Annotated in this window: 14 protein-coding genes; 7 read left to right on the top strand and 7 right to left on the bottom strand. The window is 51.4% G+C overall.

Annotated elements, in window-relative coordinates; all coding sequences use genetic code 11:
* Positions 1 to 154: 154 nt before the first annotated feature.
* Positions 155 to 574: a phasin family protein gene (locus ACESNI_RS09150; RefSeq protein ID WP_373086241.1), complete on the top strand. Its 420-nt coding sequence runs from the start codon at positions 155 to 157 to the stop codon at positions 572 to 574.
* 45 nt (positions 575 to 619) lie between these two features.
* On the opposite strand, the gene ACESNI_RS09155 is transcribed toward ACESNI_RS09150, so the two are convergent.
* From ACESNI_RS09155 to ACESNI_RS09180, 6 genes are all read right to left on the bottom strand, one after another.
* Positions 620 to 1921, bottom strand: coding sequence for an ABC transporter permease (locus tag ACESNI_RS09155; protein ID WP_373086242.1), 1302 nt, complete (start codon positions 1919 to 1921; stop codon positions 620 to 622).
* Entirely contained in the window at positions 1918 to 2847 is a 930-nt protein-coding gene (locus ACESNI_RS09160; RefSeq protein WP_373086243.1) for an ABC transporter permease, read from the bottom strand. Before ACESNI_RS09160 ends, ACESNI_RS09155 begins: the two co-directional genes overlap by 4 nt.
* 9 nt (positions 2848 to 2856) lie before the next feature.
* Positions 2857 to 3969, bottom strand: coding sequence for an ABC transporter ATP-binding protein (locus ACESNI_RS09165; protein ID WP_373086244.1), 1113 nt, complete (start codon positions 3967 to 3969; stop codon positions 2857 to 2859).
* A 111-nt stretch (positions 3970 to 4080) separates the two neighbouring features.
* Complete coding sequence (locus tag ACESNI_RS09170) at positions 4081 to 5250, bottom strand: extracellular solute-binding protein (protein ID WP_373086245.1); 1170 nt, start codon at positions 5248 to 5250, stop codon at positions 4081 to 4083.
* Between the two features lie 338 nt (positions 5251 to 5588).
* Positions 5589 to 6578 (bottom strand): LLM class flavin-dependent oxidoreductase, encoded by a 990-nt coding sequence (locus tag ACESNI_RS09175; RefSeq protein ID WP_373086247.1) that lies wholly within the window; start codon positions 6576 to 6578, stop codon positions 5589 to 5591.
* A 15-nt stretch (positions 6579 to 6593) separates the two neighbouring features.
* The gene (locus ACESNI_RS09180; RefSeq protein ID WP_373086248.1) at positions 6594 to 7064 is read right to left on the bottom strand and encodes an Lrp/AsnC family transcriptional regulator; all 471 of its coding nucleotides are present in this window, start codon (positions 7062 to 7064) and stop codon (positions 6594 to 6596) included.
* Between the two features lie 139 nt (positions 7065 to 7203).
* On the opposite strand from ACESNI_RS09180, the gene rocF reads away from it, so the two are divergent.
* The 6 genes from rocF (at position 7204) to ACESNI_RS09210 (ending at position 13081) form a co-directional block, all read left to right on the top strand.
* Positions 7204 to 8142, top strand: coding sequence for an arginase (gene rocF / locus ACESNI_RS09185; protein WP_373086249.1), 939 nt, complete (start codon positions 7204 to 7206; stop codon positions 8140 to 8142).
* Positions 8139 to 9209 (top strand): ornithine cyclodeaminase, encoded by a 1071-nt coding sequence (locus ACESNI_RS09190; protein WP_373086250.1) that lies wholly within the window; start codon positions 8139 to 8141, stop codon positions 9207 to 9209. The genes rocF and ACESNI_RS09190 overlap by 4 nt, the downstream gene beginning before the upstream one ends.
* 289 nt (positions 9210 to 9498) lie before the next feature.
* A complete protein-coding gene (locus ACESNI_RS09195; protein ID WP_373086360.1) occupies positions 9499 to 10413 on the top strand; it encodes a fatty acid desaturase in 915 nt (304 codons plus the stop codon).
* Between the two features lie 149 nt (positions 10414 to 10562).
* A complete protein-coding gene (locus ACESNI_RS09200; RefSeq protein ID WP_373086251.1) occupies positions 10563 to 10934 on the top strand; it encodes a MarR family winged helix-turn-helix transcriptional regulator in 372 nt (123 codons plus the stop codon).
* 115 nt (positions 10935 to 11049) lie between these two features.
* Positions 11050 to 12420, top strand: coding sequence for an MATE family efflux transporter (locus ACESNI_RS09205; protein ID WP_373086252.1), 1371 nt, complete (start codon positions 11050 to 11052; stop codon positions 12418 to 12420).
* Positions 12421 to 12487: 67 nt separating this feature from the next.
* A complete protein-coding gene (locus ACESNI_RS09210) occupies positions 12488 to 13081 on the top strand; it encodes a LysE family translocator (RefSeq protein ID WP_373086253.1) in 594 nt (197 codons plus the stop codon).
* Between the two features lie 19 nt (positions 13082 to 13100).
* Here the strand turns inward: ACESNI_RS09210 and ACESNI_RS09215 are convergent, their stop codons facing one another.
* On the bottom strand, positions 13101 to 14231 hold the full coding sequence (locus ACESNI_RS09215) for a DUF3734 domain-containing protein (RefSeq protein WP_373086254.1): 1131 nt from the start codon (positions 14229 to 14231) through the stop codon (positions 13101 to 13103).
* Positions 14232 to 14291: the final 60 nt, after the last annotated feature.

A 14291-nucleotide genomic window follows, 5' to 3' on the forward strand; every position in this document is an offset into this window, starting at 1 on the left:
TCACTCTTATCGCAGAGTCACTGGAAGAGCAATTGACAGGCATTAAATTGCTATTACACTCTTTGAGATGTCCGCCATTGACCAGAGTCAATGCAGCCGAACGATTTCATTTAAATCATTCATAACCGGACATCATCTACAGAAAGGACAGAAAATGGCACAGAAAATTTCCGTGACCGATGAAGGAAGTATCCCGTTCAATTTCAATGTACCTTTTGATTTTAAATCAACATTTGACGTCAACCAGAAAAGCCTGGAAACCGCCGGTAAAATGAACCGGAAACTATGTGAAGCGATGCAGGAATGTAATGAAGAGTTGGTGAATTTTGGAAGTAATCGCCTGAAAGAGGACTTTTCTGTTTCCCAGCAACTGGCCGAATGCGAAACGGTTCAGGATTTTGTCAGCGTCTATACTGATTTTTTCCAGACGGCGGTTAAGCAGTATACCGAGGAAGCAAACAAGCTCACGCGTCTCTATAATGTTTTCACGGATGAAACTATCTCGGCCGGGGAAAATCAAACTGTGAAAGCAGTCTCCGACTCGGAGCCCGAAGCCGAATCAAAACCCCACTAAATGTGAGCAGATCAATCGGCTATGTCAGCTTTTTATGAGTTTTGGTTATTTATTCTCTGAACCGCTCTTTTCGAGATTGTTCGGATCAAAGACATTCCCGAATGTTCCTTTCCCGGGACTTTCCAGCGGCTTGTTCGGACTCGGTGCGGGGGCAGCCTTGTCGAGATTGCCGGGGTTGAACACACTACCGAAGGTTCCCTTACCGGGACTTTCGATGGTCTTGCCAGTGCCGGGCGCCGGCGCCGTTTTACTGCCGCCAAAAACATCCGGACCCTTCAACAGTTTCTCCTGCTGTTGTTCAAGCCGCTTTTGCCGGATCGCATTAATACGTTCTTCCTGAATAAGACGTTTTTGCTCACGCACCTCCATTTTGCATTCCGTGGGGCTATAGACTTGCGCAAACCAAATGGTTGAGAAACCGGCAAGGGCGAGCAGGACCAACAGGATACTCGCCGGATTGCGCCGCAGGAATTTCGGCAGCTGAAATTTGCCGGTGACGGCGGACACCGGTGCGCCGTTTGCGAGCGCCAGTTGCTGACGGCGGCGATAAATTTCATGAGCGAGAGCCCCGATTATGGTCAAGACTATGATAATAAACGCGAGCGAAGAAATGGAAGGGTTTATGCCGTATCGTACCTTCTGGGCGAGTTCAATCGTCAAAGTCGGGAATTTTCCGAAGGTGAACGTCGTCGTATTATAATTTTCAAAGGATGCCAGAAAAGCGAGGACCGCCGCCGATCCGATTGCAGGCTTCATGAACGGCAGAAGTACCTTCCGGAACGCCTGAACATTTGTTGCGCCCAGATCAAGGGCGGCCTCCGTCAGGCCGGTATCGTAACGCTGCAGCCGGGCAATAAACACCAGCATGCAATAGGAGGCAATAAAAGTCGATTGCCCAATAACCGTGAGAAAAATGCCGTTATGAAGGAAACTACCACTGCTGAGGCCGAGCATGATATTTATCCGGTCCCAGAAAACCAGAGTTGAAATACCAAGAACGACGCCCGGAATAAGAATGGGTGCAATGACGATGGTATAATATGTGGCCCTTAGTCTGGGCCATATCTCCGTCAGCAGCAATGCGCCCGCCAGCCCCATGACAACGGAAAGGATAACCGTCCCGATACCGACAATTACACTGTTCTGGATGCCGTTAAGAATTCTCTCGTCGTTAGCAAGGACGTCAAACCATTCGAACGTCAGACATTCCCAAGGAGCCATTTTCGGGAACGCCGGTGAATTGAAGGCCGTCACACTCATGACAAACAACGGCCCCAGAAGATAGCCGAAAAAAACGACGAGATAGGCAACCAGGAAAAATTTAACGAGGAAATTTTCTCCCTTCATTTTCCAATGTCCCCAATCCGAACTTTGAACAAGCGCATCATCGACAACACAATGACGATACAGGTCACCAACAAGATAACCGCAAAGGCTGCCCCACGCGGCCAATTGCCGCCCGTGTTAAACCACTGGTAAATGATCTGTGTAAACCAAAGGCTTGATGGTCCGCCAAGGATCTGCGGTGCGGCCAGCGCGCCTGCCGACAACATAAAGACCATGGTACAACCGGATGAAATCCCCGGCTTGGCATAAGGGATCACCACGCGCCAGTGAATGCGCCACCACGGGGCTCCCATATCGCGGGCCGCTTCAATCTGATTTCGATCCAGACTTTCGATCACATTATAGATCGGGAAAATCATCAGCAGGATATAGGCGTACCCGAGCCCCGCATAGAGAGCGACATTTGCGCGGATGAAATCTATCGGGTCACTAATCAGGCCCATGGCGAGCATGAATTCATTGATCACGCCACTATCGCCGAAAATTATTCGAAAGGCAAAGGCCCGAAGAATTTCGTTGATCCAATAGGGAATGATCAATAGTAAAACCAGCACCCGAACCAATCCTCCGCCCTTTGACTGACCAAGATAGTAGGCTAGCGGATAACAGAGGATCAGATCAATTATCGTCACGAAAAAAGCGGCCAACAGCGTCCGGGCGAATACGCCTAAATCGACAACATTATAGGACGCATCCGACCCTGGCGCGCCCAACACCAGATATTTGTAATGCTCAAGGGTATATGTGTCCTTGGGACCGCCCATTTCCGGTGGCGGCAAGTGATGACGAAAAGAGAAATCGAGCATCGATATCTGTGGCAGGATAATTAGCAGCACAACCCAGATTGTCACGGTCACCAAAATAAAACTGCCGAGCCCGATCCCGTTCTTGGCAAAATAATTTTTGAAGATTGGGACGATATTCATTCTCTTGCCCTATTCGCTGGCGAGTTCGCCCGCGGGCAAGACCACAGCCTGCTCCGGGACGTATTCCAGCGTCAGGCTCCGGCCATCTGCAGATTGCCGTCGTTGACCAATATTGACGAGTGACATCTTGATTTCCTTGCCTTCCGACCCTTCCAGAAAAACATTGTAAATTTGGCCCTCAAACTCTTCATGTTTGACCATGGCCGTCAGGCGATTATGCGCAGGCGCCGGATCTTCGGCGATGTTGCAGACTTCGGGGCGGACAAACATCATTGCCGGATCACCCACTTTCAAAGTTCCCTTTGCAGAGGTTGCTATCCGGGCAAGCAGATCGCCGGAACGATTTGTGGCAATGAGGGCCATATCTCCGTCAACGGATTTAATCTTGCCCCGGAAGACATTATTCTCGCCAACAAAGGAGGCAACGAAGGGCGTTGCCGGATCGTTGTAGATTGAATGACCGTTGGCAATCTGATCGATGACCCCGGCGCGCATGACGGCCACCTTGTCCGACATTGTAAGGGCCTCACCCTGATCATGAGTAATATAAATGAAGGTGATACCAACACGTTGCTGGATTTCGCGAAGCTCGGTGCGCATATGCTGGCGAAGCTTCAAATCAAGTGCCGATAAAGGCTCGTCGAGCAGCAGGACATCCGGTTCTGCGCAAAGTGCCCGGGCAATGGCGACACGTTGCTTCTGACCGCCCGAAAGCTCGGAGGGAAGCTTGTCAGCCTGATCGGAAAGCGCAATCATATCCAGCAGCTCGTCCGCGCGCTTGCGTCGATCGGCTTTACCAACCCCTTTTACTTCCAAGGAAAATGTAATGTTTTCCCAAACTTTCATAAGGGGGAACAGGGCCAAATTCTGAAAGATCAGGGCCGTTGGCCGCTTGTTGGGGCCTATGCCGGCCATATTCTTGCCGCCAATCTTCACCGTTCCGTCGCTCGGCTCGAGGAACCCCGAGACGGCCCGCAGAATAGTAGTTTTCCCGCATCCAGACGGCCCAAGGAAGGAGAAAAACTCACCCCCCTTGATTGTTACATTGGCCTCTCGCACAGCAACAAATTCGCCAAACCGGATCCAGACATTTTCCAGATTGACATCAACTCCTTTACTCATAAATCATTCCCTGATTGGCATATAATTCCGTTTGTGGTCCAAAAATCGGGGATTTTCTGGGACTGGCGTTCCGGGCCCTCAAACGAGGGGGCCCGGAACAGTTTTCGGGAGTTAGGAACTTTTGAATTTATTCACATATTCAGTGCGAATTTCAGCATACCACGGGGCCTCTGCCGGCCATGGGTTGAGATTGCTGAGGGAATCTCCCGGATAGGCGTCTGCGAAGTTCTTCTTATAGGCGTCACCCGCAAATTTATCTGCGCCCAGTACCGGTGAGTTATAACCATGCGAATCAATCGCCTTACCGGCATTCTTCGCCTCGTAAGAGAATTTGATGAATTCATAAAGCTGATCGGTATTTTTGGCACCGATCGGCATGGCCATTCCGTCAACCCACGCCATGGAGCCTTCCTTGGGAGCCTGATACATAATCGGATCGCCCGCCGTTTTCAGAGCCATTGGCGGACCGTCCCATGTCTGGCCCACAATAACGCCTTCATTAAGAAGCCCATTTTTCTGTGTATCCGCATCATTCCACAGCAGCTTGATATTCTTTTTGCGATCGATACACCAAGCGGCCACTTTTTCCCAAACCGGCCGCATGGCCTCCTCGGATTCATAGGCTTTCCACATGTCGCCCGGGTTCAATTCGCCAATTGTTTCCATATACAGGCCGGCACCCAGCATCATCGAATGAGGGCGCCCCATGGTTTTGCCGGCATTGGCATCCATCCAGACATCGCCATAACTCGGCGCATCTCCTGCCGGCGCCCATTCATCTGTCCGCCAGGCAATACCTTCAGTTCCCCAGATATGCGGGAGCCAATGCGAGCCCTTATCCTCAAAGTTCCAGTCTTTCGTCCCGATATTTGACATCGCCGGGTTTACCTTGTCGATCGGAACACGTGCCATGTCAAAAGGCTGCAACAGCTCCAGCGGTCCCCATTGCAGGCCCTGATTATTGGTCGGCGATACAATATCGAAGCCCTGACCCTTGTTGGCTTTCATCTTGTTGATGATTTCCTCGTTCGAACCGATACCCGTGTAATTGATTTTAATACCGGTTTCTTTTTCAAAATCGGCAATAAACGGTTCGGGCAGGTAGTCCGACCACATCAGGATGTTAACTTCCCCTGACGATGAAAAGGCATTCTTGACAAGGGCCGGGCCTGCAGCGGTGAAGGCGCCGACGGCTGAGGCCGTTTTCAACACATTTCGGCGACTGAATGTCTTTTTTCCTTTTGGCGCGGTAATAGCAGATTTCTGAGATTCCTTGGTCATTCTTCTCTTCCTTTTTAGCAAACGTTGAGGTCTTAATAAATGCACAGGTTATACGAAGCTTTTATTACGGTTATTTACTGCGAATATAAATCTACTGACCGTTCCTGCATTCATGATAACTGATCCTGCAATGATTCATAGGATATTTTCTTATGCAGTTTAAGATATTGTCTTGAATGCATATGAAACTGTCGGGCTTCCTTCGGCCAATACCTTGAGCCGGCAGTATTTACAAATAACTGCCAAACTGAATTTTTAAGGCAAGTTGGCGCGCGGCGCATGAGACAGTCATGTACAGCTCTTTGAACACGTCGAAGCCAACCGTGCAATCGGTAGCCCTATAGAGCGCCCATCGCCTCGGCCGCAATTTCATAGGCATGCAGCCGGGCTGGATGGTCAAAAATCTGCGCTGTCAGAATAATCTCGTCGGCATCCGTTTCTGCCTTAAAGGCCAGGAGTCTGTCTTTGACGTCCTTTGCGTCGCCAAGCGCGGTGTAGGTCATGAAGCGCGAGAGAACCGCTTTTTCCTGGAACCCGAGGCTATCGCCAAACCCTTTTATCGGTGGGGGCAGCTGTATCGGGTTACCGCTTGCTAGTTGCAGAACGCCCTGCATCAGCGAAGTGACATTTTCTTCCGCCTGATCGCGCGTATCCGCCGCCTGAAGGTTCATGGCAACCATGACATATGGTTCTTTCAGCTGTATCGAAGGCTTGAAATTCTGCCGGTAGAGATGGAGTGCCTGATGAAGGTCCGTCGGCGCAAAATGTGAGGCAAAGGCGTAGGGAAGTCCGAAATGGGCGGCCAATTCCGCCCCGTAAAGACTGGATCCTAATATCCATAGCGGCACATTCAATCCGGCACCCGGCACGGCCCTTACCCGTTGGCCTGGCTCAGGCGTATCAAAATACCGCTGCAATTCAGCAACATCGCTCGGAAAACTGTCTGCCCCGCCCCCCAGATTTCGCCGGAGTGCCTGTGCGGTCAGGCCGTCTGTTCCTGGGGCACGCCCAAGGCCGAGGTCAATCCGCCCCGGATAAAGTGAGGCGAGCGTGCCAAACTGCTCGGCAATGATCAGCGGGGCGTGGTTCGGCAACATGATACCGCCAGAGCCCAGCCGGATTTTTTTGGTATGCGCGCCGACATGGGACAGCAGCACAGCGGTTGCGGCGCTCGCAATACCGGGAATATTATGATGCTCGGCGAGCCAATAGCGGTGAAAACCGAGTTCTTCGGCCTGTTTCGCAATCTCGACTGAGTTGTGAAAAGATTGCCCGGCGTTCCCGCCCTCAACAATGGGCGCCAAATCCAGTACGGATAAGCGTGTCATAACAGTCACTTCCTTTTATTCGGTATGGGTGAACGACGGCAAATCCGAAAATCGGGTGGTTTTATTACTTCGATGTGTGGCCAGATATAGACTGGTCTCACTGGTATTTATGCCATCAATGAGCCGTATCTGCCGCAACACCTGATCAAGATCGGCAAGTGTATCGGTGCCAAACTCGACGATCAAGTCCCAACGCCCGTTTGTTGAATGAATGGCCTGTATTTCCGCGAACCCCCGTAACCTCGATATGATCCGTTCGTTGCCTTTGCCTTCAATCTCGATAAGTGTGAGCCCCCGGACCGGCATATCCGCAGCGTCACTCTTCAACACTACAGTGAAACCCAGAATTTCGCCATCCGCCATCAAACGTTCCATCCGCGAGCGTATGGTCGCCCGGGAAAGACCTAGTTGGGACGCGAGTTGAGATACCGTGGCCCGTGCATTTCTCCGTAAGGCGGCAACAAGTTTTTGATCAGTTTCATCCATTTCGGAATATTTGCACGCCGTTTTGAAAAATACAATGCGCAATTTAGTCATTTTATACAGTTGTTTCCGCCATTTGAATCGATTCAAATGGCCATCGTGATTATTTATATAACTTTTGCCCTGCATTGGATTGACCCAGATGACGGATAAATCGATAGTTCTTGTTGGCGTGCCCGCGGATACGGGTAGTTGGCGAAAAGGCTGCCTGATGGGCCCCGACGCGCTGCGAACAGCGAATATTTTCGAGGTGCTCAGTGGACTTGGTTTTGTGGTCTGGGATGCCGGCGATTTACACGCAGAGCCGGCGGGTCCAATTGAGTATGCCAATGACAAGGTTCATCATCTCGCCGACTTTGCCGCGATGATTTCAAGCCTCGACAATTTTTGCCGCGATAACCTGAAGGATGGCCACGTCCCTATTTTCATGGGGGGTGACCATTCTATTGCTGCCGGGTTTCTGCCTGCTCTGGCCCGCAGTGCGCGGGAAGAAAAAGCGGAACAGTTTGTCCTTTGGCTCGATGCCCATACAGATTTTCAAACCCTCGAAACGACTGACAGCGGTAACCTGCACGGTATGCCGGTTGCCTATATTACTGGCGACTCTGGTTTGGAGGATATCATTCCCGGCCCGTCTGACCGCATAAAGCCTGAAAATATTTGTATGCTCGGGATCCGCTCCGTTGACCCGGCGGAACGCGACCGAATTGCCCGAACGGCTATTGATGTGCATGACATGCGCGCTATTGACGAGTTTGGCATTGCCGCTCCGGTACGGGCATTTATCAATCGCGTGCGTGAGGCGAAGGGTCGGCTCCATGTCAGCCTTGATGTTGATTTTCTCGATCCTGAAATTGCTCCCGCCGTTGGAACTACCGTCCCGGGAGGCGTTAATTTTCGCGAGGCCCACATGATCATGGAAATCCTCTATGAGAGCGGACTTGTCACCTCGCTTGATGTGTCTGAGTTGAACCCTTTCCTCGATGTTAGGGGGAAGACAAGCAAACTGATTGTTGACCTGGTTGCCAGCCTTTTCGGGCGTCAGGTCCTTAACCCTGTCACCCGGAGTATCCAGTCATGAATGCCCACGCGCCCAAAGATATCAATATTGTTCCTTTTGTCAGCGTTGATAATATGATGAAACTCGTCAACAGCATTGGCATCGAGACTTTTCTCGGCGAACTCGCCCAGTTTATCGAGGAGGATTTCAAACGCTGGGAGATATTTGACAAGACCCCCCGCATCGCGTCGCATTCAGCGGAAGGCGTAATTGAACTGATGCCAACGAGTGACGGAGAGGTTTACGGGTTCAAATATGTAAACGGACACCCGAAAAATACACGCGCGGGCCTGCAAACGGTAACTGGTTTTGGGATGCTGTCGCGAGTGGACAACGGATATCCGGTGCTATTTTCTGAAATGACAATCCTCACGGCGCTCAGAACCGCCGCAACCTCCGCCGTCGTCGCGAAGTATCTCGCTCCGCAGGATGCGGATTGTATGGCCATTATTGGCAACGGCGCCCAATCAGAATTCCAGGCAATGGCATTCAAGTCTCTTCTCAATATCAACAAGTTGCGACTATATGATATTGATGCCGCTGCGACCGACAAATGTATTCGTAATCTAAGCGGGAAGGGCTTTGAAATTGAGCGCTGCGACAGTGCGGAGAAGGCGGTGGAAGGCGCGCAAATAATCACAACCGTTACGGCCGATAAGCAGTATGCGACGATCCTTACAGACAACATGGTTGGCTCCGGCATACATATCAACGCCGTCGGCGGTGACTGTCCCGGCAAGACGGAACTCCACAAAGATATTCTCCTACGCGCGGACATTTTCGTCGAATACCCGCCGCAAACGCGTGTGGAGGGAGAGATTCAGCAATTACCCGATAATTATCCCGTTACGGAGTTATGGCAGGTAATGACCGGCGCCGCCCATGGCCGCCGTAACTCCCGTCAAACAACCATTTTTGATTCTGTCGGGTTTGCGACTGAAGATTTCTCCGCGCTCCGCTATGTCCGTAGCAGGCTGGACGGCACCACTTATTTCGAAAAACTGGATATGCTGGCCGATCCGGATGATCCGAGGGATTTATTCGGAATGCTGCTACGTGCCCAAATCGATGTACACAAGACTTTGTGATACGGCTAACCGCTTATAATAGCTAATACTTATTTTAAACCGGTCATTTCCGCCAAGTTCTACCTTGATATTGGCCCCATTGCCGGATAGTCTCCTCAAAATTTGAAGTAAAATATAGGATACATAAATCATTTACAGCGATATCCGGCAAGATGCAGAGACATTGGTCTCAGACAAGCCGCTCCCACACAATTCATCGGGTCATGAATATGATCAGAGCTGGGTTAAAATTGCCCGTACACATGCGCGGCCAAAAGCAAGCAGCAGCGTTCTGCAGCTTTTAACGACGGTGATTCCCTTGGTATCACTCTGGGCTATCATGATCCTGATTGTTGACGATGCCTACTGGGCTGCATTATTGCTCTCGATCCCGGCCGCCGCTTTTACCGTCCGGTTGTTTATCATCCAGCATGATTGCGGGCATCATTCCTTTTTTCACTCGCCGCGTCTTAATAACCTGGTTGGCCGACTGATCGGCGTCATGACACTGACACCCCACGAATATTGGCGGCGCTCCCACAACGCCCATCATGCGACTTGCGGAAATCTTGATAAGCGGGGAATCGGAGACGTCAATCTTCTCACCGTTGATGAATACACTGCGTTGTCCAAATGGAAGCGGTTCGGCTATCGTATTTACCGCATGCCTATCGTCTTGTTCGGGATTGGGCCAATTTATTTATTTGTCATAAAATATCGGCTGCCCCTGGATTTGATCCGTCAACGTCCCGCGTTGCTTATTGGTATAATGGGCACGAACCTCGGGATCTTGGGTATCATGCTCGGCCTTGGCTTCAGTTTCGGGTTTGTTGATGTCCTTATGGTGCAAGTTCCTATCGTACTGCTTTCTTCAATTGTCGGTGTCTGGCTGTTCTATATTCAGCATCAGTTTGAGCATACCCATTGGAGAAACAAGGAAAACTGGAACTTCCATGAAGCCTCAATAATGGCGAGCAGCTATTATGACTTGCCACAACCGCTACGCTGGTTTTCCGGAAACATCGGCATTCACCATATTCATCATCTCTCCTGCCGCATCCCCAATTACCGGCTCGGGGCTTGCCTTGCGGAAATTCCAGTGCTGAAATCCCTTAACCGCATCAGTTTATGGGATAGCCTGGCCTGCGTTCGCCTGGCGCTCTGGGATGAAAAAACACAGCGAATGATTTCCTTCAAAACCTTCCGGCGGACGACAGCAGCTTAACAGCGGGCGGGCTGTCCGACTGTTCTGCCCGTTAAATTCCTGTTGAATATAGCTGCATATGCAGATATATTCCTTTTATGAGTGAGCAAGTAACCCCTTTAACCCCTTCCGGGTGTACATGTCTTCGGCTGAGAAAGGTCGCCCGACGTGTGAGTCAAATCTATGACCATCAGCTGGAGCCCTATTCACTCACCATCACACAATATGGCCTGCTCTCTCATCTTAAGTCCTTTGACGGGATCGGTGTTGGAGCGCTGGCCGCGAAACTGGTTATGGATCCTACGACCTTGACCCGCAATCTGCGCCCGTTGGAGCGGCGGGGATACGTTTCCCTGGGCCGAGATCCGAAAGACCGGCGAAATCGTACCTTGCACCTCACCTCCGAAGGCCGTGCGATACGGGAAGAGGCAAAACCCGGATGGCAGGCGGCACAGGAGAAAGTTGCCAAAGCCCTTGGAGCTCCCGACAATGCGATGCTGGCCGCGACCATTGATCGCCTTATTGAGGAACTGAATGATTGACCCATTTTCTCCACCAGATACCTGCATATACAGTAAATAAATTGTACCTGCCTGATCCAGCTCTGCGATTTTTTTTCCATGCAGACCCTAATTATCTTCCGCGATGGAATTACACATGAAACAGGATACCCCGGCCTCTAGTTCTTCCAGTACAGGCGTTGCCGTCAATCCGTTACTCACGGCCCCTATTCTGTCTACGTTGGCACGCCTTAGCGTTCCGAATGTCATTGCAATGCTCGCCACCGCCCTTGTTGCAATTGCCGAAACGGCTTATGCGGGCAAGCTTGGCACACCGGCGCTCGCGGGTCTTGCTCTCGTTTTTCCCGTGGTTATGCTTCAGCAAATGATGTCGGCAGGTGCCATGGGCGGCGGCGTCTCTTCCTCTATCAGCCGTGCGCTCGGGGCGGGTGATACTCACCGCGCGGCAGTCCTTGCCCTGCATGCGCTGTTTATCGGCGGCATGGCCGGGCTGTTCTTTTGCGTTCTCTTCCGTATATGGGGAGAGCAAATTTACTATTTGCTGGGGGGCCGCGGTGAGGTCATCTCACAGGCGGTAGCCTATTCAGATGTCGTTTTCATCGGCGCCGTCGGCGTGTGGCTGACAAATACCCTTGCCTCAATTATTCGGGGCGGGGGCGATATGAAGGTTCCCTCATTTACGTTGTTGCTGGTCGCCGGGTCGCAATTTATCATGGCGGGCATTTTCGGACTCGGATTTGGACCTTTGCCGGGGTTTGGAATGGCCGGTATCGCTCTCGGTCTGGTGATCGCCTATAGTGCCGGCGCGCTATTTTTATTCTGGTATCTGATATCCGGCCGGGCAAGAGTAGCCCTGCGCATCCGCGGTGTCCGTCTGCAACCGGAAATGTTTTGGGATATTCTTAAAGTCGGAGCAATCTCCTGCATCTCTCCTCTCCAGACTGTCCTGACAGTTCTCGTCCTCACGCGTCTTGTGTCAAAATACGGCATTGAAGCGCTTGCGGGCTACGGCATTGGTGCGCGGCTGGAATTCCTGCTGATACCAATAACCTTTGCCATCGGCGTTGCTTGCGTCCCAATGGTGGGAATGGCCATTGGTGCCGGAGACACTGCCCGTGCTCGCCGCGTGGCATGGACCAGCGGATCCGCAGCCGCATTGATCGTGGGCGCTGTTGGCATCTGGATCGCCATATTCCCAAACCATTGGACCGAATTATTTACGGATATACCGGGCATACTCTCCTCCGCCAGCCTGTATTTTGCATGGGTCGGCCCCTGCTACCTGCTCTTCGGGTTGGGGTTGTGCCTATATTTTTCTTCACAAGGGGCAGGCAAAGTCCTCGGGCCTGTCCTTGCCGGAACATTGCGCCTGGTGGTTGTCGCCGTCGGTGGCTGGATAATTACAGTTGCGAACGGACCGGAATGGGCCGTATTTGCTCTTGTCGGTATCGCAATGGCAATTTATGGTGCCTCTACAGCGTTCGCTGTCTATATCACGCGTTGGTAAAGGCCTGACGCGAGATCCCTCTGGCAGGCGCCTTTTTTTCTTAAGCTGAAGACTGAGGAGTAATGTAATGGTTTCCTTCGCCCTCGCGGTCTTCCTTCTGATTATAACGCCGGGACCAGGGGTGTTATCAACCGCCGGCGTCGGTTCGGCGTTTGGCAGGACAGCTGGATTGAGATATGTCTTCGGGCTTTTTATCGGAACAAATTTGGTCGCACTCGCTGTCGTTTCCGGTCTCGCAGCTGTCGTCTTTACCGTTCCGGTGGTCCGCGACGTTTTATTGGTTCTTTCTGTCCTCTATCTTTCCTATCTTGCGTTTCGGATAGCTTTTTCCGGCGCCAAAATCGCCTTTATCGAGACCACAAAGGAACCAGGCATATTCGCCGGAATCGCCCTCCAGCTCATTAATCCCAAAGCCTATGCCGTCAATGCCACTTTTTTCACCGGCTTTGCCTTTCTGCCGGGCGCACTGGCGAGCGAAACCTTGATCAAGTTTGTTATTATGAATGCCATCTGGGTACCGATCCATCTTCTCTGGTTGACGGCCGGTGTCTTCGTTCAACGGCTGGACCTAGCGCCGCATATTCAATTTCGCATCAATTTGTTTATGGCGGCGGCGATGCTGGCTGTCGTTGGGCTCGCTATTTTATCTTTTTTTAGATGACATAAAGCCGCAAGAGACGTTACTTTCTGCCCCGGCGATTAAAATCAAAAATCTGAACCCCCTCTGTCGGCTTTTCCCGGTTGATCCAGTCTTTCTGCTCCAGCAAGAATTTGACATCATCCTCACCAGCTTTCCAGTGATCTTCCACCGATACCCTGGAAAACTCATAGTCTTTCGAATGCGCCTCATATCCCCTCTGGCGATAGATCAGGTGGGCCACGGTAACGGCAGAATCATTGCTCCATTTTTCGAGGGCTTCATAATCTTCAGTCGACAGCAATTCGCTTGGAAATTCTCCAAGTACGCGGTTCAACAGTCTGCGCACGGCTTGAGTCTGCCTAAAGATATCCGTATTCAGGCGCGTCCGGCTTGAAAACCGGATATCCTTTACCCGTTGCGCCGCCTCTATAAGGTTTTTGGGCATCTCACCGATGGCGTTAAATAAGTCCACCTGAAAGATGCACAAATCCTCATGGTTCTGGGCATCAATCACATATTGAAGTGGTGTATTGGACACTAATCCACCGTCCCAATACCATTCCCCATCGATTTCTATCGGGGGAAATCCTTCGGGCAATGCACCGCTGGCCATAATATGTTCCGGTTTAATTTCGATTTTTGCGGTATCAAAATAGGCGAAATTTCCCGACCGTACATTGACAGCTCCGACACTAAGCCGGGTATGTCCCTGATTCAGCCGTTCGAAATCAACTAGATCCAGCAATGTATCGCGCAACGGGGAGGTATCGTAAAGGCTGAGATCTTCCGGCGCGACCGACATATAGGAGCCAAAAATCGTGGGCAGCATACGCGGCTTGAAAAACCCCTCTATTCCAAAGGTGGCACCGCTGGCAGCGCTTATTTCATTGTAAGCACGCCGGCCTATTTTACCGAAAAACATCTTCGGCCCCTGCAGGTCGGCGGAAACGAGATGCCAGAACTGCCGTAGCTTTTCGACGCGTTCATTCAGAGGATTGCCAGCGATTATCGCCGCATTTATAGACCCGATAGAAATGCCCGCGACCCAGTCCGGACCAAACCCGGATTCATGCAACGCGGCATAGGCACCAGCCTGATAGGCGCCCAATGCTCCCCCGCCTTGCAATACGAGAACTTTTTTTTCGTCAATGCATTTGTCTGGCGCATTCATTCTTTGATTCCTCGATTAAGAAAAGACGATATGAAATTACGAATGCACTGACGAGAGCGC

It is taken from the genome of Sneathiella sp., assembly GCF_041689005.1.
Lineage (GTDB): Bacteria > Pseudomonadota > Alphaproteobacteria > Sneathiellales > Sneathiellaceae > Sneathiella.

Coding starts and splice junctions, on each gene's coding strand:
- rocF (WP_373086249.1), top strand. CDS start 7,204: ATGACGGATAAATCGATAGTTCTTGTTGGCGTGCCCGCGGATACGGGT.
- ACESNI_RS09215 (WP_373086254.1), bottom strand. CDS start 14,231: ATGAATGCGCCAGACAAATGCATTGACGAAAAAAAAGTTCTCGTATTG.
- ACESNI_RS09165 (WP_373086244.1), bottom strand. CDS start 3,969: ATGAGTAAAGGAGTTGATGTCAATCTGGAAAATGTCTGGATCCGGTTT.
- ACESNI_RS09180 (WP_373086248.1), bottom strand. CDS start 7,064: ATGGATGAAACTGATCAAAAACTTGTTGCCGCCTTACGGAGAAATGCA.
- ACESNI_RS09205 (WP_373086252.1), top strand. CDS start 11,050: ATGAAACAGGATACCCCGGCCTCTAGTTCTTCCAGTACAGGCGTTGCC.
- ACESNI_RS09160 (WP_373086243.1), bottom strand. CDS start 2,847: ATGAATATCGTCCCAATCTTCAAAAATTATTTTGCCAAGAACGGGATC.
- ACESNI_RS09150 (WP_373086241.1), top strand. CDS start 155: ATGGCACAGAAAATTTCCGTGACCGATGAAGGAAGTATCCCGTTCAAT.
- ACESNI_RS09190 (WP_373086250.1), top strand. CDS start 8,139: ATGAATGCCCACGCGCCCAAAGATATCAATATTGTTCCTTTTGTCAGC.
- ACESNI_RS09170 (WP_373086245.1), bottom strand. CDS start 5,250: ATGACCAAGGAATCTCAGAAATCTGCTATTACCGCGCCAAAAGGAAAA.
- ACESNI_RS09175 (WP_373086247.1), bottom strand. CDS start 6,578: ATGACACGCTTATCCGTACTGGATTTGGCGCCCATTGTTGAGGGCGGG.
- ACESNI_RS09155 (WP_373086242.1), bottom strand. CDS start 1,921: ATGAAGGGAGAAAATTTCCTCGTTAAATTTTTCCTGGTTGCCTATCTC.
- ACESNI_RS09210 (WP_373086253.1), top strand. CDS start 12,488: ATGGTTTCCTTCGCCCTCGCGGTCTTCCTTCTGATTATAACGCCGGGA.